Origin of the sequence: Novosphingobium rosa NBRC 15208, from assembly GCF_001598555.1 — a bacterium.
GTDB lineage: Bacteria > Pseudomonadota > Alphaproteobacteria > Sphingomonadales > Sphingomonadaceae > Novosphingobium > Novosphingobium rosa.
Genome location: NZ_BCZE01000011.1, coordinates 17,464 through 38,486, shown reverse-complemented (window position 1 = coordinate 38,486; position 21,023 = coordinate 17,464). Strand labels below are relative to the sequence as shown.

The window sequence follows — 21,023 nt, the reverse complement described above, 5'->3', positions numbered from 1 at the left end:
GGGCGCTGTCCCGCCGTTCTTACAGAATAAAACCTGCGGGAGAGATGCATGTCGAGATTGCAAGGTCAGCTGGTGATCGCCACGCATAATCCGGGCAAGCTGCACGAGATTGCCGCGCTGCTGGCCCCTTACGGCGTGGAATGCATCTCCGCCGGAGACCTCGATCTCGACGAGCCCGAGGAAATCCACGACAACTTTATCGACAACGCGCTGCTCAAGGCCCGTTACGCCACGCAGAAATCGGGCCTGCCCGCGCTGGCCGACGATTCGGGTCTCTGCGTGGAAGCCTTGGGCGGTCGCCCCGGCGTCTACACCGCCGACTGGGCCGAGCGCCACTGGTATGAAGGCCCCGAGGGCCGCGACTGGTTCATGGCCATGGGCAAGGTGGAAGGCCTGCTGTGCGAGCAGGGCCCCGATGTGGGCCGCGCCGCCCATTTCGCCTGCGTGCTGGCGATCACCTGGCCCGATGGCGTCCATGCCGTCTATGAGGGCCGCGCCGATGGCAAGCTGGTCTGGCCGCCGCGCGGCAAGGCGGGCTTCGGCTTCGATCCGGTCTTCGTGCCGCTGGGTCATGAGCAGACCTTTGCCGAACTCGACGCGGTCGAGAAGAACCGCATCAGTCACCGCTCCGACGCTTTCGCCAAGCTGGTGGCCGACCAGTTTGGGTGATAGTGGGGGGCCATGGCGCGCGCACTTTACATCCATTGGCCCTTCTGCCTCAAGAAATGCCCCTATTGCGACTTCAACAGCCATGTCCGCGACGGGGTTGACCACGCGCTGTGGCAGCGTGCCCTGCTGGCCGATATGGAGCGCGAGGCTGGACTCGCCGGCGGCGAGACGCTGACCAGCATCTTCTTCGGTGGCGGCACACCTTCTTTGATGCCGCCCGCACTGGTGGCGGCTCTGCTGGAACGCGCGGAACAGCTTTGGGGCTTCGACCCCGGCATCGAGATCACGCTGGAAGCCAACCCCTCCAGCGTGGAGGCGGCGAACTTCGCGGCCCTGGCCAGCGCAGGGGTCAATCGCGTCTCGCTGGGCGTGCAGGCGCTGGATGACAAGGCGCTGAAATTCCTGGGCCGCCTGCATGGCGTGGATGAGGCTTTGGCGGCGCTGGATGTTGCCCAGCGCCATTTCACCCGCACCAGCTTCGATCTGATCTACGCCCGCCCGAACCAGAGCATGGCCGAATGGGAAGCGGAGCTGACCCGCGCCCTCTCCTTCGGCACCGATCACCTCTCGCTCTACCAGCTGACCATCGAGCCCGGCACCCGCTTCGAGCGCCTCGTCCGCGACGGCGCCTTCGCCCCGCTGGAGGACGATCCGGCAGCCGATCTCTTCACCCTCACCCGCCAGATCACGGCGGTGCATGGCCTGCCCGCCTATGAGGTGAGCAACCACGCCCGCCCCGGCCAGCAGAGCCGCCACAACCTCGTCTATTGGCGCTATCAGGATTACGCCGGGATCGGCCCCGGAGCGCATGGCCGCCGGCACGCCCCCCCTGCTGGCCATGTCGCCACCACGCGTCACAAGAAGCCCGAAAACTGGCTTTCGGCCATCGAGGCCCAGGGCGATGGCATTCAGGAAGCCCGCCAGCTCTCCATCCGCGAACAGGCCGCCGAGGCCATGCTGATGGGCCTGCGTCTGGCCGAGGGCGTCGATCTGGCGGCGCTTTCCACGCGGTTTGGCCTCTCGCCCGACGAACTGGCCGCCCCCGCCCGCCTCGCGTTGTACGAAAGGCAAGGGCTGGTCTGGAATGAAGGCCCCCGCATCGGCGTCACCGAACCGGGGATGCTGGTGCTGAATGCGCTGATCGGCGAACTCGTCCCCACGGAACTGGTGGTGTGAGCGAGGAACCGGAGCAGTCCCTCGCCCGCCGCGCCGATCTGCTGGCCGCATGGACCGCCCATCTTGCCCAGAATCGCCGCCGTAGCCCGCACACCGTCCGCGCCTACACCGCCACCGCTTCCCGACTGGTTCACGCCACGGGCGCCGAGGACTGGGCTACTCTGGCGGAAATCGAAGCCTCAAACCTCCGCGCCCATCTGGCCGACCGCCGCGCCGATGGGCTGGGCAATGCCTCGGCGGCGCGCGAACTCTCCGCGTTGCGCGCCTTCCTCACCTTCGCGCGCCAGCAGGCCGGAGACCCGACCCCCGCCCCGCCCCGCTTGCGCGGCCCCCGGATCAAAAAAGGCCTGCCGCGCCCTGTCACCCCTGACGAGGCCATCAACCTCGCCGACCTCGTCGAGGAAGACGCCACCGCCCCATGGATCGGCGCCCGGGACAGAGCCGTACTGATGTTGCTCTACGGCGCAGGGCTGCGCATCGCGGAAGCGTTGTCGCTCACGGGCGGTGTTCTGCCGATAGGCGAGGCCCTGCTGGTCACGGGCAAGGGCAGCAAGCAACGCCTCGTGCCGATCCTGCCCATCGTGGCGCAGGCGGTGGCCGATTACGTCAAGGCCTGCCCATGGCCGATCACCCGCGACGGCCCGCTGTTCTTCGGAGCGCGAGGCGGGGCGCTCAATCAGGCATTGGTGCAAAAAGCCGTCCGCCGGGCGCGGGGGGCATTGGGCCTGCCGGATACAGCGACGCCTCACGCCTTGCGCCATTCCTTCGCAACCCATCTGCTGAGCGCAGGGGCTGATCTGCGCTCTTTGCAGGAGTTGCTGGGGCATGCCAGCCTGTCCTCCACCCAGATCTACACCAAGGTGGATGCGGCTGTTTTGCTGGATGCCTATCGGGCGGCGCATCCAAGGGAACAGGGATAAGAAGGAAGAGGACATGCGAGGGTGTTACACCCTCGCGCTCCCATTCATGTCTACGTAGCGCCTCGGGTTCAGCCGCAGAGCAAGGTCTCAGCGCCGCAGGCATCAATGATTGCGGCTTCGCCGCTTTGGCGCAGCGCGGATGCGATGCGCAGGTCAATGCAGTAATGGGGGTGCAGGGGGCGATGGCCCCCTGCTTTATCTCTTAAGCCTTCTTCATCTCTGCAACCCGAACCTCGATCGCATCCCAGATCAGCCCGGCGACATCCACGCCATCGAAACGCTCGATCGCGACGATCCCGGTGGGCGAGGTGACGTTGATCTCCGTCAGCCACTCGCCGCCGATCACATCGATGCCCACAAAGGTGAGGCCGCGCTTTTTCAGCTCCGGGCCGAGGACGCGACAGATTTCCTGTTCGCGCTCGGTCAGTTGCGTGGCCTCGGCGCTGCCGCCCACGGCCAGATTGCTGCGGAACTCGCCAGCGCCCGGGCGGCGGTTGATGGCGCCGGCCACCACGCCGTCCACCAGCACGATGCGCTTGTCGCCCTTGGCCACATCGGGAAGGAAGGGCTGGACCATATAGGGCTCGGGCCACATCTGGCTGAAGACCTCGACCAGCGCGCCAAGGTTGTCGCCGCTGGCGGGCACGCGGAACACCGCTTTGCCGCCATTGCCGTGGAGGGGCTTGATGACCAGATCGCCGGAGTAGCCCTTGGCGACAAGGCGCTGCTGGAAGCTGCGCACATCCTCGATGCGGCGGGCGACCAGCGTGGGCGGCATGAACTGCGCGAAATCGAGAACGAAAACTTTTTCGGGCGCGTTGCGCACCTGCTCGGGATCGTTGACGACCAGCGTGCGGCCCTTGAGCTTTTCAAGGATATGCGCGCCGGTGATGTAACCCAGATCGAAGGGTGGATCCTGGCGCATCAGCACCACATCGACATCCTCGGCCAGGTCCAGCGTCTGGAACTCGCCAAGCGCGTAGTGGCTCTCGCCCTTTTCGGCGGGGCGCTGCACCGTGACGGGCGCGGCCCAAGCCGTCACCTTGGCCGGGCCATCGCCCAGCGAGTCCCACGCCAGCGAGCCAACATCATAGTACCACATCGAAATCCCGCGCGCCTGCGCCGAGAGCATCAGGGCAAAGGTGGAATCGCCCGCGATGTTGATGCCGGAGAGCGGGTCCATCTGGACAGCGACGCGCAAACTCATGAGGTACTCCTGAAAATCAGACAGATGCGCTTACGGCATCCACGCGTTGGGGATGTGGTATGGATCATGGCCCGGCGCAAGGAGGATGACGTCGATCCGCATATCCGCGCCATCGGGTACGAAGCGCGGGGCCAGCAGTTCGGCGGCCATGGCGACGCGGGTGAGACGCTTCTGGTCGATGGCATCGACATGGGCTGCCGCCTTGGCACGCCATTTGACTTCGGCGAACACGGTCAGCCCTTCGCGCCGGGCGATCACATCGACTTCGCCGCGTGGGGTCTTCACGCGGCGGGCGACAATTTCGAAACCAAGGCCTTCCAGAAACAGCGCTGCCTCATCCTCGCCGTTGCGACCGCGCGCCTCGGCGGCGATGCGACTGGCCTGGCCGCGCCAATCACTCATTTCAGACGCATCGCCAGCGCGTAGAGGTCCTTGCGGTCCAGCCCGGTGGCCTTGGCCACGGCGGCGGCGGCCTGACTGGCCTTGGCATGCTGCAATTCGGCGCGCAGCATGGCTTCAGCATCCTCCATGGTCGCCTGCTTCGCCACCGGGGGGCCGATCAGCAGCACGATCTCGCCCTTGGGCGGATGGGCGGTGTAATGGGCGATAAGCTCTTCAGGCTGGCCGCTGCGGCATTCCTCGAACATCTTGGTCAGTTCGCGGGCCACGGCCACCTCGCGGCCCGGCAGCACCTGCGCGATGGCGGTCAGCGAATCGATCAGGCGCGGAGAGGTCTCGTAAAAAATCAACGTCGCGGGCACGGCAGCCAGCTCCGCCAGCGCATCGCCCCGCGCCTTGTCCTTCGACGGCAGGAAACCGGCAAACAGGAACCGGTCCGAAGGCAGCCCCGACAGCGTCACCCCCATGATCGCCGCGCATGGCCCCGGCAGGCTGGTGACGGCAATGCCCCGCTCGCGCGCCTCGCGCACCAGACGATAGCCCGGATCGGAGACCAGCGGCGTGCCCGCGTCGGACACCAGCGCCACGGGCTCCGCGCTCATCAGCGCCAGCAGCTTTTCGCGAGCATTTTCATCGGCATGATCGTCGTAACGGATCAGGCGCTGTTTCAAACCAAGGTGTTGCATCAGCCGCCCGGTTATCCGAGTATCCTCACAGGCCACCGCTGACACGCCACGCAGTATCTCCACACCGCGCATGGTGATATCGCCGAGATTGCCAATGGGCGTGGCCACAATATAGAGGCCGGGGGTAAGGCGCTGATCCATGGCGCCCCCCATGGACCATGGGCATGGGGAAGGACAAGCGATGTTCAACATTGGGGCGCAGATGACGCAGAATTCCAATCGTACCGCCGCCGCAAGCTGGACCCGCCGCGCTATGGCCATCGGCCTTTCCGCCACGCTGGCCGCCTGTACCGTCATTCCCAAGGGCCCCAAGGCCCCGCCGCCGCCGCCCGCGCAGACCCAGGCCCCGCCGCCCGCCAACCTGCCGACCGATACCGACCGGCACCGTGTCGCGCTGCTGGTGCCTCAGAACGGCCCCAATGCCGCGGCGGGTCAGGCTTTGGCCAATGCCTCGACCATGGCGCTGCTGGACATGAATGCCAGCAACCTGCGCATCACCACCTATGATACTTCGGCAGGCGCCGCAGCCGCCGCTTCCAAAGCCTTGGCCGATGGCAACCGCCTGATCCTTGGGCCCCTGCTGGGCGAGGATGCCGCCGCGGTAGCTCAGGTGACGCGCGCCTCGCATGTGCCGGTGGTGTCCTTCTCCAACGACTATACCGTGGCGGGTGGTGACACCTTCATCATGGGCACCATCCCCGCCCAGTCGATCACCCGCGTGGTGCGCTATGCCAAGGGGCTGGGCGTGACGCGCTTTGCCGCTCTGGTCCCGCTGGGCGTTTATGGCGAGCGGGCCTCCACCGCCATGGTGAATGCCGTGCGAAACAGCGGCGGTCAGCTGGTGGGGATCGAGACCTATGGTCGCGATCCCGCCTCCATCTCTGCTGCCGTGCGCAAGCTCAAGGCCCATGGCACATTCGACGCGGTGCTGGTGGGCGATACGGCCCGCGCGGCGGCTCAGGCCGCGCCCTTGCTGAAAGCCGGCAAACCCACGATGCGCATCCTCGGCACCGAATTGTGGAGTGGCGAGGCCCTGCTGGCCCGAACCCCTGCGCTGCGCGGCTCGCTCTATGCCGCCCTTTCGGACACGCATTTCCGCCAGTTCTCGGACCGCTACCGCACCCGCTATGGCGAGGCGCCCTATCGCATCGCCACCATGGGTTACGACAGCGTGTTGTTGACCCTGCGCATCGCGCGCGAATGGCAGCCGGGCCGTCCCTTCCCCACCCAGCGTCTGTACGACAAGGGCGGCTTTGCGGGCACCGACGGCATCTTCCGCTTCAACGCCAACAATGTCATCGAGCGCTCGCTGGAAGTGCGGGAAATCAAGGCGGTTCCCGGCAGCACGACCAGCAACACCGTGCCGGTCGTCAGCCCGGCCCCGGCGCGTTTCGACGACTGAGGAAAAAGGCGGTTTGCACCTTGCGCGCACGGCTTCGTGCGCGTTATGTTCGCATCCATGTCAGACAGCACGCCCGACGATCTCTTCGAAGCCCCCATCGGCCCCAGCGGCGAGACCTATGACGGCAGCGCCATCGAGGTGCTGGAGGGGCTTGAGCCCGTCCGCCGCCGCCCCGGCATGTACATCGGCGGCACGGATGAGCGCGCACTGCATCACCTCGCCGCCGAAGTGCTGGACAATGCGATGGACGAGGCGGTGGCAGGCTATGCCAACCGTATCGAATTCGTGCTGGAAGAAGCGCCGGGCACGCCTGGCCGCCTGACCATCATCGACAATGGTCGCGGCATCCCGGTGGATGAACATCCCAAGTTTCCGGGCAAGTCGGCGCTGGAGGTGATCCTCTCCACGCTGCATTCCGGCGGCAAGTTTTCGGGCAAGGCCTATGCCACCAGCGGCGGTCTGCATGGCGTGGGCATCAGCGTGGTGAACGCGCTTTCCACGCTGACCCGCGTGGAAGTGGCCCGGAACAAGGAATTGTTCGCTCAGGAATTTTCGCGCGGTATCACGCAGGGGCCGCTGCAGAAGATCGGCGCGGCACCCAACCGGCGCGGGACCAGCGTATCCTTCACGCCGGACCCGGAAATTTTCGGGGCGGATGCCAAATTCAAGCCCGCGCGGCTGTTCAAGCTGGTACGGTCCAAGGCCTATCTCTTTGCTGGCGTTGAAATCCGCTGGAAATGCGCGCCCGCGCTCACCAGCGAGGATGTGCCTGCCGAGGCCATCTTCCAGTTTCCCGGCGGTCTGGCCGACCATCTGGCCGAGCAGGTGGCCGGGCGCGAATGCGTCACCACCCAGCCCTTTGCCGGATCGCAGGATTTCCCGGGCGAGATGAACGGGCGTGTGGAATGGGCGATCGCCTGGCCGGTGTGGTCGGAAGGGGCCTATTCCTATTACTGCAACACCATCCCCACCCCCGATGGCGGCACGCATGAACAGGGCCTGCGCGCCGCGCTGACCAAGGGCATCCGCGCCTTCGGCGAGCTGACGGGCGTGAAGAAGGCCAAGGACATCGCGCCCGAGGATATCGTCACGGGCTGCGAGGCGATGCTTTCGGTCTTTATCCGCGACCCGCAGTTCCAGAGCCAGACCAAGGACCGCCTCACCAGCCCCGAGGCCGCGCGCATGGTGGAAAACGCCATCCGCGACCATTTCGACCATTACCTCACCGACAATATGGAGCGCGGCAAGGCGCTGCTCGGTTATGTGATGGAGAAGATGGACGAGCGCCTGCGCCGCAAGGCCGAGCGTGAGGTCAAGCGCAAGACCGCCACCAACGCCCGCAAGCTGCGCCTGCCCGGCAAGCTGACCGATTGCAGCGGCGAAGGCAGCGGCGAGACCGAACTGTTCATCGTGGAGGGCGACTCGGCAGGCGGCAGCGCCAAGCAGGCGCGTGATCGCAAGACACAGGCGATTTTGCCCATTCGTGGCAAGATCCTGAACGTCGCCAGCGCCACGCTGGACAAGATCCGCGCCAATCAGGAAATCGCGGATCTGTCGCTGGCGCTGGGCTGTGGCCTGCGCAAGGACTGCAACCCCGACAATCTGCGCTATGACCGCATCGTCATCATGACCGACGCCGATGTCGATGGCGCGCATATCGCCACCCTGCTGATGACCTTCTTCTTCCAGGAAATGCCGGAAGTGGTGAAGCAGGGCCATCTCTATCTGGCCCAGCCCCCGCTCTACCGACTGACCGCCGGCAAGGAGAGCGCCTATGCCCGCGATGACGCCCATCGCGCCGAACTGGAGAAGACCAAGTTCAAGGGCAAGAAGGTTGAGGTCGGGCGCTTCAAGGGTCTGGGCGAGATGAACCCCCAGCAATTGCGCGAAACCACGATGGACCCGGCCAAGCGCAGCCTTGTCCGTATCACCCTGCCACCAGAGTATGAGGCGCGGGCTCAGGTCAAGGATCTGGTGGACCGTCTGATGGGCCGTAACCCGGAGCATCGCTTTATGTTCATCCAGAACCGGGCGGGTGAACTGGACCCGGATCTGATCGACGCCTGATTGCGGCTTTGGTCAGGAAGAAAAGAGAAATGCGAGGGTGTTACACCCTCGCGCTCCCATTCATGTCTGCGTAGTGCTTCGGGTTCGGCCTTGTGTAGCGCCGCAGGCATGAGTTGGTGATAGCCCCCTGCTTTCATCCTTTCAAACCTTCCAAGGAACAAGCCCCTTACCCAGGCATTCACCATCAGGTGCAAGCATAATGGAGATCGCGTTCCATGAGCATTCTGATGTGGATACTTATCGGCGTCGTGGTGGGCTGGCTGGCCGGTTTGATCATGGGCGATGATGGCGGATTGCTGGTCAATTTCGTCGTCGGCATCGCTGGGGCCTTTATCGGCGGGCTGATTTTCTCGCGCGGGAACATCAACAACTCCGGGCTGACGGTGTCCAGCTTCAGCGTCTCGCTGATCGGCGCGGTGATCCTGCTGGGCGGCGTCAATCTGCTGAGGCGCGGCAGAGTGCGATGAAGCGTTGACCTGAAAGGCCTGACCGATCACACTGCCTGCCGGATCACTCGGTACGGCAGGGTTTATCATGGCATATCAAGGGCAATGCGCGTGCGGCGCGGTGACAGCAACCATCTCAGCGGAGCCTGTCACCGTTCGCCAGTGCTGGTGCCGGGATTGCCAGCGGATTTCGGGCGGAGGCCCCACCAACAATGCCATCTTCCCGGTTGAGGCGGTGGTGGTTGAAGGCGAACTTGGCAGCCATGGTCACACTGCCGCCAGCGGCAACACGCTGACCAAGCATTTCTGTGCGCAATGCGGCACGCCGGTCTATGCCACCAGTTCGGCGCGGATGCATTTGCAGACCTTCCGTCTGGGCTTTCTTGCCGACGGCCATGGCCTGAAGCCCTCGGCGGCGATCTGGACCAACAGCGCGCCGGATTGGGCCCATATCGATCCCGCGCTGGAACAATGGGTTGCCCAGCCCCCGGCGCCGGTGATGCCGCAAGACTGAACACCCCTGTGCACCCCCACACACGGTTCCAGCGCGTCCGGCTGGCCGTGGAGGCTTATGCTCCGCCGCCGGGGTGGCGCAGCTGGCTCTACGAATTCCTGCTGTTCGGTTTCAAGCAAGGCTGGGCCTGTCTGTTCGGCGGACTGATGCTGGCCCTGCTGCTGGGCACACGAGTGTTCTGGCCTGAACACGCCCCCATCGCCCGCTACGATGCGCTGACCTTGGCGGCGCTCGGCATCCAGATCGCCATGCTGGCCTTCCGGTTGGAAACATGGAGCGAGGCTAGGGTCATTCTTGCCTTCCATGTCGTCGGCACGGCGATGGAGCTGTTCAAGACGTCGGTCGGCTCATGGGCCTATCCCGAGCCAAGCCTGCTGCGGATCGGCGGCGTGCCGCTGTTCTCCGGCTTTATGTATGCGGCGGTGGGCAGCTATATGGCGCGGGTGTGGCGGATCTTCGATTTCCGCTTCACCAGTTACCCGTCGCGCAAGGCGAGCCGCTGGCTGGCGGTGGCGATCTATGTCAATTTCTTCACCCATCATTGGCTGCCCGATCTGCGCCTGCTGTGCTTTGCCGTGATGGCCTGGCTGTTCGCCCGCACCCGCGTCTATTTCCGCAACTGGCGGCAGCATCGCTGGATGCCGCTGCTGCTGGGCTGGCTGCTGGTGGCGCTGTTCATCTGGTTTGCCGAGAACCTTTCCACCTTCTCCCACGCATGGCTCTACCCCAGCCAGCGCGACGGCTGGACTTTGGTGAGCCCCGAAAAGCTGGGGGCATGGCTGCTGCTGATGTATATCTCCTTCGTGCTGGTGGAAGGGCTCCACCAGCGAGAGGGTCAGTAGAGCAGCAGGTCGGCGATCTCTGCTCGCCATGCCGCTTCATCGCAGCCTGCCACAGCCTCCAGATCGGCGGGGGTGCTGGCGGGATTGTCCACCCATTCGCGCAGCGCCGGGCCGCCGTTGATCACGTCGATGGCGAGGCGCGTGAACTCATACTCATAGGGGAAATCGCGCCAGATCGGGTAATCGGGATAAAGTCGGCGGATTGCCTTGAAGGCCAGCGCCTGCAGGCGCCACGGGCGGAAGGCGTTGTGGTAGTAGAAGCTGCCCTCGGCATGGATCATCAGGGCGCTGCACAGCTGCCCCGCATGCTTGTGGAAGGTCGGTGTGAACCAGCATTCGCGGATAGCGCAGCCTGCCAGCCATTGCGGGGCGAAGGCCTGCATCTCGGCCAGCACAGCCTTGGCATCGATATCGGGGGCGCCGAACAGCACCTCCAGCGGACGCGTGGTGCCGCGCCCTTCCGAAAGCGTCGCGCCCTCGATCATCACCGTGCCCGCATAGGCGCGGGCCATATTCACATTGGCGGCATTCGGGCTGGGGTTGATCCAGATGCGGCTCTCCGGCCAGCCAAAGCCGGGGCCTTCGGGCTGCCAGCCTTCCATGGTGATGACACGATAATCCACCTTCAGCCCATAGTGGCGGATAAACCAGTGGCCCATCTCGCCCAGCGTCAACCCGTGGCGCATCGGCATCGGCCCGGCGCCGACGAAGCTCTCCTGCCCGGGGATCAGCGTGGTGCCCTCCACCGGCCGACCGGCAGGGTTCGGGCGGTCCAGAACCCACACACTCTTGCCGGTCTCCGCCGCAGCCTCCAGCAAATAGAGCAGCGTGGTGACAAAGGTGTAGATGCGGCAGCCCAGATCCTGAAGATCGAAGAGGAACACATCCGCCGTGTCCATCATCGCCGGTGTGGGGCGGCGCACCTCGCCGTAAAGGCTGAAGACCGGAATGCCGAGCACCGGATCGACCTCATCCAGCGTCTCGACCATATTGTCCTGCTTGTCGCCCTTCAGCCCGTGCTGCGGGCCGAAAGCCGAGGTCAGCGTGATATCCCCGCACGCCGCCAAAGCATCCAGCGAATGCCGCAGATCTGCCGTCACCGAAGCGGGATGCGCCACCAAAGAGACACGCTTGCCCTTCAGAGGCGCGCGCAGGGCAGGGTCGGCCAGCAGCCGGTCGATACCGAAGAGAACATCCGTCATGGCTGCTGCGCTGCCCCAAGCGGCAGGATGAAGCAAGAGGGCGCGTGGAAATCGGGCTGGCCCGAGGCATGCGCCAGCGCCCAATAGCTTTTATGGCCGCCCTCTTCCTCGATCACAGCCGTCAGACTGGCATGGGAAGCGCCCTGCACAAGATCGGCGGGCAAAGTGACGGTCAGCGCAAATTCCTCGCCCGCCACCACATCCATCTGCGGCGCGCCCAGAGGCAGAGCCTTCATCCCGCTGCGATAACCATCGAAACCATAGGAAGCCCAATGGCCCGAGGGCGAGAAATTGAACTCGCGATAACCATGGGCGTCATCCAGAAACAGCTCGAAGCAACTGGTCTTCCAAAGCCCATCGGTAGGGGCAGGCTGATCCACCAGCGCCGGGATCACAAGGCGCTCGGCTCCCTCCACATGCCAACGCAAAAGCAAGTCTTCCTCGCCTTGCGCCCATGTCACATGCACCGCCTTCACCCCCAGCGGCGGCGTATCGGGATGGCAGATCAGGCTATACGTTCCCAAGCGCGTTTCTCCATGCTAGGCGGCACGCCTTGTTCAAGAGGGTATCATGACCGAATACAAGTCCGACCTGCTGCGCCTGCTCTCCGAGCGGGGCTATGTCCACCAGATGACAGATGCGCATGCGCTCGACGCGCTGGCGCAAAAGCAGATCGTGACAGGCTATATCGGCTTCGATCCCACGGCGGCATCGCTGCATGTGGGCTCGCTGGTGCAGATCATGCTGCTGCGCCGCATGCAGCAGGCCGGCCACAAGCCCATCGTGCTAATGGGCGGCGGCACCGGCAAGATCGGCGACCCCAGCTTCAAGGATGAAGCGCGCAAGCTGATGACCGACGAGATCATCGCCAGCAATGTCGCCTCGATCCGCCGCATCTTCGAGCGTTTCCTGACCTTCGGTGACGGCCCCACCGACGCCATCATGGTCGACAATGCCGAATGGCTCGACCAGCTGGGCTACATTTCTTTCCTGCGCGAGGTCGGCCAGCATTTCAGCGTCAACCGCATGCTCAGCTTCGATTCGGTGAAGCTGCGGCTGGACCGCGAGCAGTCGCTCAGCTTCCTCGAATTCAACTACATGATCCTGCAGGGCTATGATTTCCGCGAGCTGGCCAAGCGTTTCGACTGCCGCCTGCAGATGGGCGGTTCGGACCAGTGGGGCAACATCGTTAACGGCATCGAGCTGGCCCGCCGCATGGACGGCAAGGAGGTCTTCGGCGTCACCACCCCGCTACTGACCACCGCCGATGGCCAGAAGATGGGCAAGAGCCTGAATGGCGCGGTGTGGCTGAATGAAGATGCCCTGCCCGCCTATGATTTCTGGCAGTACTGGCGCAATGTCGACGACCGCGACGTGGGCCGCTTCCTGCGCCTCTTCACCGATCTGCCGCTCGACGAGATCGCCCGTCTGGAAGCCCTGCCCGGCAACCAGATCAACGATGCCAAGGTGGTGCTGGCCAATGAGGTCACCGCCATGGCCCGTGGCCGCGAAGCCGCCGAAGCCGCGCAGGCCACCGCTGCCGCCACCTTCGCCGGTGGCGGCCTCGGCGCCGACCTGCCGACCTTCACCGTGCCCGCCGAAGGCATCACCATCACCGACGCGCTGGTCGGCATCGGTTTCGCGGCGAGCCGTGGCGAGGCCAAGCGACTCATCGCCGGTGGCGGGGCCCGACTCGATGGCGAATCGGTTTCAGACGAGACACAGCTTGTTAACCTGTCTTCTGGGGAAGTGCGGATTTCCGCGGGCAAGAAGAAGCACGGGATTCTGAAACCGGCGTAAACGTGCCGCTTATGCGGCAAACCGGTGCCGGTTTTACCAAATCTTGGGGCTTGTGGGGGATAATGCCCCCACATCATCTCCAGGATAAGGAAAAACGGAAAATGGTTGGCGGAGCGCAGCTATCGGTCACTGAATTGCGGCGTTCGGCCCGCCACCCGGTCAACCATCGGGTGATGGGCGAACATCGCAGCCTTGGCGATCTCTCGTTGCAAATCTCCAACATCTCGGCGCATGGCTTTATGGCGTCGGGCGAAATCCCGCTCTCGCGCGGTGAGCGCGTGGTGATCCGCCTGCCCAAGGTGGGCCGCATCGAGGCCCATCTGATCTGGGCCACAGAGGACCGCGCCGGCTTCCAGTTCGAGCGGATCATCCGCCTCGACGATTTCACCGCGCTGATCGATGCGATTTCGCCCAGCCCGCGCGGTCGTCGCGGCACGCCTTTGCCGCCGCCCCCGCTGCGCTAACCATCAGACGATCAAGGCAGGACCAAAGCCCAAGAGCTCCTTCAAGCCCTTGGCAAAGCGGCTTTGGCCTGCCATGCGGTTGGCTTGTGACTGATCAGCCCCGCTCGCCCGCCCATATCCCTGATTATCGCCGCTTCTGGCTGACGCGCTTCTGCAGCTGGCTGGCCGGTGGCGGCATGGCGGTGATCATCGGCTATCAGCTCTATGACGTGGCCCGGCAGGACTATCACATGTCCATCGCCAAGGCCTCGTTCCAGCTGGGCATCATGGGCTTTTGCCAGTTCGTGCCGATGTTCCTGCTCTCGCCGGTGGCGGGCGTGATCGCGGACCGGTTCGACAAACGTAACGTCGGGCTGATGTCGATCGCGGTCGATCTGGTGGTGGCCGGATCGCTCTGGGCCGCCACGGCCTTCCATGCGCTGAGCCTGCCGCTGCTGTTTGGCCTCGGCGCGCTGCATGGGTTGGCCCGCGTGTTCATCGGGCCTTCGGTGGGCTCGATGGCGCCGCTGCTGGTGCCGCCAGCCCTGCTGCCGCGCGCGGTGGCGATGAACTCCATGGCGATGCAACTGGCAACGATCATCGGTCCTGCGGGCGCTGGCCTGCTCTTCGCCGTGCATCCCACGGCCCCCTATATGGGCGCCGTCATCCTGCTGGCCATCGGCTTTCTGAGCATGGCGGGCCTGCGCCGCCTGCCGCCGCATCCCGGCAACCGCGACCAGCACCCCATCCGCCAGATCGCCGAGGGCTTCACCTTCGTGTGGAACAACCGCTTTTTGCTGGGCTGCATCACGCTGGACCTCTTCGCCGTGCTGTTCGGCGGAGCGACAGCGCTGCTGCCGGTCTTTGCGCGCGATATCCTCCATGCCGGGCCCGAGGGGCTGGGCCAGATGCGCGCGGCGACCGCCGTGGGCGCCTCGCTGATGGGCATCGTGCTGACGGCGCGCCCGATCTCGCAGAATGTCGGCGTGAAGATGCTTGTCGCCGTCGGCGTGTTCGGGGCGATCACCGTCGCCTTCGGGCTTTCCACCAATTACCTTCTGTCGCTGGGTCTGCTGGCAGTGCTGGGCGCGGCGGACATGATCTCGGTCTTTGTGCGCAGCACGCTGGTGCAGCTTCACACGCCCGACGAAATGCGCGGACGGCTGAGCGCCATTTCGGGCCTCGCCATTTCCGCGTCGAATGAACTTGGCGAGATGGAATCCGGGCTCGCCGCCGCGCTGTTGGGGGCAACGGGCGCGGTGGTGATGGGGGGCATCGGCGCCATGACGATCACCGTGCTTTGGGCGGTGTTCTTCCCGCAAATCCGCCGCGCGCGGACCTTTTCCCCCCACCTTGAACAAGGTTGACCCTCATGAGCATCTCCCTCGTCCCCCACACCTATCACGATGGCGACACGGCGCTGACCGGCCATTTCGGCAAGCCCGAAGGCACGCCGCGCGGCCTGATCATCGTCTATCCCAACATCGCCAACATGAATGCCGCCGTCGCCGCGCGCGCCAGCCAGCTGGCCGGTGACGGCTATCTGGTGCTGGTCGCCGATTTCTATGGCGAGCCGGTGAAGGATTTCGCCTCCTCGCACCCCATGGGCAATGCGCTGCGCGCCGATGTCGATGTCTATCGCGCCCGCATTCGCGCGGCTCTGGCCGCCGGGCGCGCGCTGGAAGGCGCCGAGGGCCTCACCGCCGCCGTGATCGGCTATTGCATGGGCGGTCAGGCCGCCCTGGAGCTGGCGCGCGAAGGCACTGACATCGCCGCCGCCGTCAGCTATCACGGCTTGCTCACCACCGACCGTCAGGCCGAGCCCGGCGCCATCAAGGCGAAAATCCTGGTCTGCCACGGCGATGCCGACCCACTGGCCACCCGCGAGCAGGTCTCTGCTTTCTGGGAGGAAATGGATCAGGCCGGGGCCGACTGGCACTTCCATTCCTATGGCAAGGTCAAGCACGGCTTCACCGATCCGGAAAGCGACAATCGCGGCAATCCGGCGGTGCTGGGTTACGATGCGGCGGCGGACCGCGCCAGCTGGGCGGCCACCACCGATCTGTTCAATTCGATCTTCGCGTAAATTCTCAGGCGACGGGCACCAGCCCGTCGCCCTCCAGCTTGCGGTAGAAGCAGCTGACAGCGCCGGTATGGCAGGCGGGCCCGGCGGGCGTCACGATCATCACCACAGCGTCCTGATCGCAATCGACGCGGATTTCCTGCACCCGCAGCACATGGCCCGATGTTTCGCCCTTCATCCACTGCCGCCCGCGTGAGCGGGAGTAGAAATGGGCAAGGCCAGTCTCACGCGTCTGATCGATCGCTTCCTGGTTCATGAAGGCGACCATCAGGATCTCGCGGCTGAGCGAATCAACCGCGATGGCGGTGATCAGACCCTTGTCATCAAACCGTGGCAGAAACGTGCTACCCTTTTCCCGTTGCTCGGCATCGGCGCCAGTCATCTGTGTTATATCCTTGTGTTGCGGCAGCGCATGCCAGACCTTTGTTGCAGGATAACCACATATGGGGGCCAAAATCCACACGAAGCGGACGCGCCTCTTTATCTTTGCCCCATTTAGGCCGATCACACTCTCACGGCCTTGAGGGAGGCCGTACACCGACAGGTGCCATCATCCGCTGAGGAATTTGAGGGAATTCCACGCAGATGACGCCAAGCGCCACGGTTCAGGGAAAATGATCGCATAGCGATCGCATGAGTGTCGCTTTGCGGCGGATGATCGAGACTGCCAGGCAGCCGGTCATCTCCGTCGCCAGGAGACAGAAGACAGATCAGGCGTAATGATGTGGAACAGGGGCCATATCATTATCCGCGCAGAGGTTTCGATGAGCCGGTGGCAAGGGGCCGGATCCGATCCTCAACAAAGCGCCGCCTCATGTTTCGTCACGTGAGCGCCCGAGGACCAACCTCGGGCGCTTTCGTGTTTAGATGACCCGCGCAAAGCAGGCGATTCGCACCTCGCGCACGCCAGCAGCCAGAAGAGCATCGACGCAAGCCTGGCTGGTGGCGCCGCTGGTCAGCACATCGTCCACCAGCATAACTCTGCGGTCTCGCAACAGGCGGCGCGGATGCGCCGTGATCGCCCCCTGCAGCGCCTGGGCTCGCTCGGCCCGGTCAAGCCCGCCGAGCGAAGGCGTCCGGCGATGACGGATCAGCGCATCGACCATCAGCGTTCCGCCCGTCAGCCCTGCCAACTCCCGCGCCAGCAAGGCCGACTGGTTATAACCTCGGCGCCAGAGCCGCCAGCGATGCAGCGGGACCGGCACCAGCGCCCAGCTTGCCAGATTGCGCTCCGGCAGGCGGGCCGCGATCATCCGTGCCATCATCGCAGCCAGTGCTGTCTGGCGGCCATGCTTCAGCCGCAGCACCAGCTGGCGCGAAACCGCATCGTAACAGGTGGCCGCCACGATACCCCTGTGGCGGGGCGGCTCTGCCATGCAGCTTTCGCAGCGGTTCGGCCCTTCCGGCGAGATCGGCGTGGCACACAGATCGCAAGCGGGATCGCCCGGAAAGCTCAGTTGCCCCCAGCAGGCGCCGCACAGCCCGTCATACCCGGCCAGCATCGCTCCACACAGCGGACAACGCTGCGGATAGACAGCATCGATCAGCGGTGCCAGCGCCTGCATCGGAGAGGAGGAAGCCATGGCGTGATGCTAGCGCGCCGCTCTGCTTGCGCAAGCCTTGCGCTCCGGCGCGCCGCGCGGCAGGGAGGGCGGCATGAGTTCCGTCAGCCAGCCCCCCGCCCCGCCCAAAATTTTCTCCGCTCGCCGCCGCGCCGCTGTGCGCCAGCGGATGCAGGCCTTGCAAACCCGCGCCAATGCCGCCCGCTGGCTGGCCGAGGACCGGGTGGAGGATGTGCTGGATCGCCTGTCGTTCCTGCGTCATCAACCCAAGCGGGCTCTGGTGATGGGGGATGATGGCGGCGCCCTTGCCCCGGCTCTGGCGGCGCAGGGTGTTGAGGTGACGCTGGCCGATGTGACAGCGCGCGGTGGCGTGCTGGCGCTGAATGAGGAAGCGCCATGGCCGGTGAACGGCTTCGATCTGATCGTCAGCCTTGGCACGCTCGATACGGTGAACGACCTGCCGGGGGCGCTGATCCATATGCGTCATGCTCTGGCGCCGGGCGGGCTGGCGCTGATCAGCATGATGGCGGCGGGCAGCCTGCCGGTGCTGCGCTCGATCATGCTGGCCGCCGATGGAGAGCGCCCCGCGGCACGGCTGCATCCGGCAGTCGATGTGCGCAGCGGGGCGCAACTGCTGCAGCGCGTGGGTCTGGCCAATCCGGTGGCCGATGCGCGCGGTCTGGATGTGCGCTTCGGCGCGCTGGGCGCGCTGGTTGGCGATTTGCGCGCTCAAGGGCTCGGCGCGGTGCTGAAAGACACAGCCCCGACCCTGGGCAAGCAGGCCTATGCCCGCGCTCTGGCCGCCTTTGCCGAGGCAGCCGATGAAGCAGGCCGCGTCACCGAGCATTTCGAGATTTTGACGCTTTCGGGCTGGCGGGCCTAACCCGCCTTCAGTGCCGCCTGAGCCGCCGCCAGCCTCGCCACCGGCACGCGGTAAGGCGAGGCCGAGACGTAATCGAGCCCCTGCTCCAGACAAAAGGCGATTGAGGCCGGATCGGCGCCATGTTCGCCACACAGGCCCAAGTCCAACGAGGGGTTAGCCGCACGCCCCCTGTCGCGCGCCAATGTGATCAGCGCGCCGACGCCCGCTTCATCCAGCGTGATAAAGGGATCGGCGCCATAGATGCCACGGTCCACATAGCGGCCCATATAACGTGCGGCATCGTCGCGCCCCATACCCAGCGTGGTCTGGGTGAGATCATTGCTGCCGAAGGAGAAGAACGCAGCCTCTCGCGCCAGTTCGCCTGCCATCAGCGCGGCGCGGGGCACCTCGATCATCGCGCCAGCGCGCCATGACAGCGTGACGCCCTTTTCGGCGAAAACCGCCAATGCTGTTTCCTGCAATTGAGTGCTCACCTGAGCCAGTTCCGCCGCCGTGGTGACCAGCGGAACCATCACTTCCAGTTGCACCGGATCATGGACGTGCGCCGCCTCACAGGCAGCCTCGAACAAGGCGCGGGCCTGCATGGCGTAGAGTTCGGGATAGGCCAGCCCCAGACGGCATCCCCGGAGGCCGAGCAGCGGATTGAACTCATGCATGCCGCCCGCCACGCGGCGCAATTTATCCAGACTGAGCCCGATGCTTTCGGCCAGAGCGGCCATATCCGCATCGCTTTCAGGCAGAAACCCGTGCAGCGGCAGATCGAGCAGTCGGATCGCGACGGGCAGGCCTGCCATATCCTCAAAGATCGCGCGGAAATCCGCGCGCTGCCAGCCCAGCAGACGGTCCAGAGCCTCCTGCCGCGCGGTTTCGTGCGGCGAGAGGATAAAGCGGCGCATCGCCTCAATCCGCTCGGCCTGAAAGAACATCGGCTCGGTGCGGCACAGGCCGATGCCCTGAGCGCCAAATTGCCGCGCGACGCGGCATTCGGCAGGCGTATCGGCATTGGCGCGCACCCCCAGATAACGCCCGGTCTGCGCCATCACCTGATCGGCCCAGCCCATCAGCACGGCGAAATCGCCCACCAGTTCGGAGCGGGTCAAAGGCACGCTGCCGGCCATCACCTCGCCGGTGGTGCCGTCGATGGTGATGGTGTCGCCCTCGCGCAGCTGCCGCCCGCCGATCGAGAGGCTGCGCTTGGCGGCATCGATCGAGATGGCTGCCGTGCCCGTGACGCAAGGGCGGCCCATGCTGCGCGCCACCACGGCGGCGTGGCTGGTCATGCCACCGCGCGCCGTCAGGATGCCGACAGCGGCGTGCATGCCGTGAATGTCCTCGGGGCTGGTTTCCACGCGAACCAGAATGACCGCCTCGCCGCGTTCGGCGCGTCTTTCCGCCGTTTCCGCGTCCAGCACGATGGCTCCAGAGGCCGCGCCCGGCGAGGCGGGCAGGCCCTTGGCCAACAGATCGCGCGGGGCATCGGGATCGAGCGTGGGATGCAGCAGTTGCGCCAGCGCCATGGGCTCGATGCGCAGCAGGGCTTCGTCCTGCGTGATCAGGCCCTCGCTCACCATATCGCTGGCCATGCGCAGGGCGGCGGCGGCGGTGCGCTTGCCGCTGCGGGCCTGAAGCACCCAGAGGCGGCCTTGCTCGACGGTGAATTCGATGTCGAGCATATCGCGGAAATGCGTTTCCAGCGTGGTAAACAGGCCGGTCAGCTGAGTGAAGGCCTCAGGCATGGCCTCTTCCATGCTCAGCGGCTTGGCGCCTGCCGCTTCACGCGCGGCGCGGGTGAGGTATTGCGGGGTGCGCAGGCCCGCGACCACATCCTCGCCCTGGGCGTTGATGAGCCATTCGCCGAAGCATTGGCGGGCGCCTGTGGTGGGATCGCGGGTGAAGGCGACGCCGGTGGCGCTCTGCTCGTCGCGGTTGCCGAAGACCATGGCCTGCACCGTCACCGCCGTGCCGAGGCTGGCGGAAATGCCGTTCAACCGGCGATAGGTGCGGGCGCGCTCGCTCTCCCAGCTGTCGAAAACGGCGGCGATGGCGCCCCAGAGCTGCGCATCGACATCCTGCGGGAAAGGCGCGCCGGTTTCGGCTTCGACGATGCTTTTGTATTCGGAGACCAGCGCCCGCCAGTGCTGAGCTTCCATCTCAACATCTGTAAAGAAGCCATTGTTTTCTTTGGCGATCTCCAGCGCATCCTCGAAGAGGTAATGGTCGACACCCAGCGCCACATCGCCATAGATCTGGATAAAGCGGCGGTAGGAATCCCAGGCGAAACGGGCGTCGCCCGAGGCCTTGGCCAGCGCCTCCACCGTCACATCGTTCAGGCCCAGATCAAGGACCGTGTCCATCATCCCCGGCATGGACACCGCCGCGCCGGAACGCACCGAAACCAGCAGGGGGGTGACGGGATCGCCAAAGAGGCGCCCGGTGGCGGCTTCCAGATGGGCGATGCCGCGTGCGACCTGCGTGCGCAGATCGTCATCGATCAGGCGGTCGCCCCCGGCGTAATGGGCGCAGATTTCGGTAGAGATGGTGAAGCCCGGCGGCACCGGCAGGCCGATGGCGGCCATCTGCGCCAGATTGGCGCCCTTGCCGCCGACCACGGCCTTGTCCTGCGCGCGCGGGTCGGCGGACTGCGCGCCGCCGCCGAAATGGAAGACGAACTCACCCACTCAGGCCATACCTCCCTGCCCGGCCATCTCCCACCCCATGCCTT

The 21,023-nt window shown here is 65.3% G+C and carries 21 protein-coding genes; 13 read left to right on the top strand and 8 right to left on the bottom strand.

The window, feature by feature from the left end; all coding sequences use genetic code 11:
• The first annotated feature begins 48 nt into the window (after positions 1–48).
• From rdgB to SR3_RS05525, 3 genes are read left to right on the top strand one after another with little or no spacing between them, the layout of a single operon-like run.
• Positions 49–669, top strand: coding sequence for an RdgB/HAM1 family non-canonical purine NTP pyrophosphatase (gene rdgB / locus SR3_RS05535; protein WP_068081934.1), 621 nt, complete (start codon positions 49–51; stop codon positions 667–669).
• A gap of 12 nt (positions 670–681) precedes the next feature.
• Positions 682–1,845, top strand: coding sequence for a radical SAM family heme chaperone HemW (gene hemW / locus SR3_RS05530; protein WP_068081931.1), 1,164 nt, complete (start codon positions 682–684; stop codon positions 1,843–1,845).
• Positions 1,842–2,765 carry a tyrosine recombinase XerC gene (locus SR3_RS05525; RefSeq protein WP_068081930.1) on the top strand — a complete coding sequence of 308 codons (924 nt, stop codon included), beginning with the start codon at positions 1,842–1,844 and terminating at the stop codon, positions 2,763–2,765. The genes hemW and SR3_RS05525 overlap by 4 nt, the downstream gene beginning before the upstream one ends.
• Positions 2,766–2,967: 202 nt before the next feature.
• On the opposite strand, the gene gshB is transcribed toward SR3_RS05525, so the two are convergent.
• The 3 genes from gshB to rsmI are packed head-to-tail and all read right to left on the bottom strand — an operon-like array spanning position 2,968 to position 5,198.
• Entirely contained in the window at positions 2,968–3,972 is a 1,005-nt protein-coding gene (gshB, locus tag SR3_RS05520) for a glutathione synthase (RefSeq protein ID WP_068081928.1), read from the bottom strand.
• A gap of 30 nt (positions 3,973–4,002) precedes the next feature.
• Complete coding sequence (locus SR3_RS05515; protein ID WP_068081926.1) at positions 4,003–4,374, bottom strand: YraN family protein; 372 nt, start codon at positions 4,372–4,374, stop codon at positions 4,003–4,005.
• Positions 4,371–5,198 (bottom strand): 16S rRNA (cytidine(1402)-2'-O)-methyltransferase, encoded by an 828-nt coding sequence (rsmI, locus tag SR3_RS05510; protein WP_068081922.1) that lies wholly within the window; start codon positions 5,196–5,198, stop codon positions 4,371–4,373. Before rsmI ends, SR3_RS05515 begins: the two co-directional genes overlap by 4 nt.
• Before the next feature lie 40 nt (positions 5,199–5,238).
• On the opposite strand from rsmI, the gene SR3_RS05505 reads away from it, so the two are divergent.
• The 5 genes from SR3_RS05505 (at position 5,239) to SR3_RS05485 (ending at position 10,328) form a co-directional block, all read left to right on the top strand.
• A complete protein-coding gene (locus tag SR3_RS05505) occupies positions 5,239–6,459 on the top strand; it encodes a penicillin-binding protein activator (RefSeq protein WP_084454988.1) in 1,221 nt (406 codons plus the stop codon).
• Positions 6,460–6,516: 57 nt separating this feature from the next.
• Entirely contained in the window at positions 6,517–8,526 is a 2,010-nt protein-coding gene (parE, locus tag SR3_RS05500) for a DNA topoisomerase IV subunit B (RefSeq protein ID WP_068081946.1), read from the top strand.
• Positions 8,527–8,741: 215 nt separating this feature from the next.
• The gene (locus SR3_RS05495) at positions 8,742–8,993 is read left to right on the top strand and encodes a GlsB/YeaQ/YmgE family stress response membrane protein (protein WP_068081919.1); all 252 of its coding nucleotides are present in this window, start codon (positions 8,742–8,744) and stop codon (positions 8,991–8,993) included.
• A gap of 67 nt (positions 8,994–9,060) precedes the next feature.
• Positions 9,061–9,486 (top strand): GFA family protein, encoded by a 426-nt coding sequence (locus tag SR3_RS05490; protein ID WP_068081915.1) that lies wholly within the window; start codon positions 9,061–9,063, stop codon positions 9,484–9,486.
• Positions 9,444–10,328, top strand: coding sequence for a DUF817 domain-containing protein (locus tag SR3_RS05485; protein WP_068081912.1), 885 nt, complete (start codon positions 9,444–9,446; stop codon positions 10,326–10,328). Before SR3_RS05490 ends, SR3_RS05485 begins: the two co-directional genes overlap by 43 nt.
• Here SR3_RS05485 and SR3_RS05480 read toward each other — a convergent pair.
• Complete coding sequence (locus SR3_RS05480; RefSeq protein ID WP_068081909.1) at positions 10,322–11,530, bottom strand: exo-beta-N-acetylmuramidase NamZ family protein; 1,209 nt, start codon at positions 11,528–11,530, stop codon at positions 10,322–10,324. The genes SR3_RS05485 and SR3_RS05480 overlap by 7 nt on opposite strands.
• Entirely contained in the window at positions 11,527–12,054 is a 528-nt protein-coding gene (locus tag SR3_RS05475) for a DOMON-like domain-containing protein (protein WP_084454986.1), read from the bottom strand. Before SR3_RS05475 ends, SR3_RS05480 begins: the two co-directional genes overlap by 4 nt.
• A gap of 46 nt (positions 12,055–12,100) precedes the next feature.
• Between SR3_RS05475 and tyrS the strand changes: the two genes are divergently transcribed.
• The 4 genes from tyrS (at position 12,101) to SR3_RS05455 (ending at position 15,859) form a co-directional block, all read left to right on the top strand.
• Positions 12,101–13,330 (top strand): tyrosine--tRNA ligase, encoded by a 1,230-nt coding sequence (tyrS, locus tag SR3_RS05470; protein WP_068081906.1) that lies wholly within the window; start codon positions 12,101–12,103, stop codon positions 13,328–13,330.
• Between the two features lie 101 nt (positions 13,331–13,431).
• Positions 13,432–13,794: a PilZ domain-containing protein gene (locus SR3_RS05465; protein ID WP_068081903.1), complete on the top strand. Its 363-nt coding sequence runs from the start codon at positions 13,432–13,434 to the stop codon at positions 13,792–13,794.
• A gap of 86 nt (positions 13,795–13,880) precedes the next feature.
• Positions 13,881–15,140, top strand: coding sequence for an MFS transporter (locus tag SR3_RS05460; protein ID WP_084454983.1), 1,260 nt, complete (start codon positions 13,881–13,883; stop codon positions 15,138–15,140).
• A gap of 5 nt (positions 15,141–15,145) precedes the next feature.
• The gene (locus tag SR3_RS05455; protein ID WP_068081896.1) at positions 15,146–15,859 is read left to right on the top strand and encodes a dienelactone hydrolase family protein; all 714 of its coding nucleotides are present in this window, start codon (positions 15,146–15,148) and stop codon (positions 15,857–15,859) included.
• 4 nt (positions 15,860–15,863) lie between these two features.
• On the opposite strand, the gene hisI is transcribed toward SR3_RS05455, so the two are convergent.
• Both hisI and SR3_RS05445 read right to left on the bottom strand, forming a co-directional pair.
• Complete coding sequence (hisI, locus tag SR3_RS05450) at positions 15,864–16,238, bottom strand: phosphoribosyl-AMP cyclohydrolase (protein WP_068081893.1); 375 nt, start codon at positions 16,236–16,238, stop codon at positions 15,864–15,866.
• Between the two features lie 481 nt (positions 16,239–16,719).
• A complete protein-coding gene (locus tag SR3_RS05445) occupies positions 16,720–17,439 on the bottom strand; it encodes a ComF family protein (protein ID WP_068081888.1) in 720 nt (239 codons plus the stop codon).
• Between the two features lie 73 nt (positions 17,440–17,512).
• On the opposite strand from SR3_RS05445, the gene SR3_RS05440 reads away from it, so the two are divergent.
• Positions 17,513–18,301, top strand: coding sequence for a methyltransferase domain-containing protein (locus SR3_RS05440; RefSeq protein WP_068081886.1), 789 nt, complete (start codon positions 17,513–17,515; stop codon positions 18,299–18,301).
• Here the strand turns inward: SR3_RS05440 and ppdK are convergent.
• The gene (ppdK, locus tag SR3_RS05435) at positions 18,298–20,979 is read right to left on the bottom strand and encodes a pyruvate, phosphate dikinase (protein ID WP_068081883.1); all 2,682 of its coding nucleotides are present in this window, start codon (positions 20,977–20,979) and stop codon (positions 18,298–18,300) included. The two genes, SR3_RS05440 and ppdK, sit on opposite strands and share 4 nt — an antisense overlap.
• Between the last annotated feature and the right edge of the window lie 44 nt (positions 20,980–21,023).

Excerpts from the sequence above, each read along its gene's own strand:
- rdgB (WP_068081934.1), top strand. The coding sequence starts at position 49 with ATGTCGAGATTGCAAGGTCAGCTGGTGATCGCCACGCATAATCCGGGC.
- hemW (WP_068081931.1), top strand. The coding sequence starts at position 682 with ATGGCGCGCGCACTTTACATCCATTGGCCCTTCTGCCTCAAGAAATGC.
- gshB (WP_068081928.1), bottom strand. The coding sequence starts at position 3,972 with ATGAGTTTGCGCGTCGCTGTCCAGATGGACCCGCTCTCCGGCATCAAC.
- SR3_RS05515 (WP_068081926.1), bottom strand. The coding sequence starts at position 4,374 with ATGAGTGATTGGCGCGGCCAGGCCAGTCGCATCGCCGCCGAGGCGCGC.
- rsmI (WP_068081922.1), bottom strand. The coding sequence starts at position 5,198 with ATGGATCAGCGCCTTACCCCCGGCCTCTATATTGTGGCCACGCCCATT.
- SR3_RS05505 (WP_084454988.1), top strand. The coding sequence starts at position 5,239 with ATGTTCAACATTGGGGCGCAGATGACGCAGAATTCCAATCGTACCGCC.
- parE (WP_068081946.1), top strand. The coding sequence starts at position 6,517 with ATGTCAGACAGCACGCCCGACGATCTCTTCGAAGCCCCCATCGGCCCC.
- SR3_RS05495 (WP_068081919.1), top strand. The coding sequence starts at position 8,742 with ATGAGCATTCTGATGTGGATACTTATCGGCGTCGTGGTGGGCTGGCTG.
- SR3_RS05490 (WP_068081915.1), top strand. The coding sequence starts at position 9,061 with ATGGCATATCAAGGGCAATGCGCGTGCGGCGCGGTGACAGCAACCATC.
- SR3_RS05485 (WP_068081912.1), top strand. The coding sequence starts at position 9,444 with ATGGGTTGCCCAGCCCCCGGCGCCGGTGATGCCGCAAGACTGAACACC.
- SR3_RS05480 (WP_068081909.1), bottom strand. The coding sequence starts at position 11,530 with ATGACGGATGTTCTCTTCGGTATCGACCGGCTGCTGGCCGACCCTGCC.
- tyrS (WP_068081906.1), top strand. The coding sequence starts at position 12,101 with ATGACCGAATACAAGTCCGACCTGCTGCGCCTGCTCTCCGAGCGGGGC.
- SR3_RS05465 (WP_068081903.1), top strand. The coding sequence starts at position 13,432 with ATGGTTGGCGGAGCGCAGCTATCGGTCACTGAATTGCGGCGTTCGGCC.
- SR3_RS05455 (WP_068081896.1), top strand. The coding sequence starts at position 15,146 with ATGAGCATCTCCCTCGTCCCCCACACCTATCACGATGGCGACACGGCG.
- hisI (WP_068081893.1), bottom strand. The coding sequence starts at position 16,238 with ATGACTGGCGCCGATGCCGAGCAACGGGAAAAGGGTAGCACGTTTCTG.
- SR3_RS05445 (WP_068081888.1), bottom strand. The coding sequence starts at position 17,439 with ATGGCTTCCTCCTCTCCGATGCAGGCGCTGGCACCGCTGATCGATGCT.
- SR3_RS05440 (WP_068081886.1), top strand. The coding sequence starts at position 17,513 with ATGAGTTCCGTCAGCCAGCCCCCCGCCCCGCCCAAAATTTTCTCCGCT.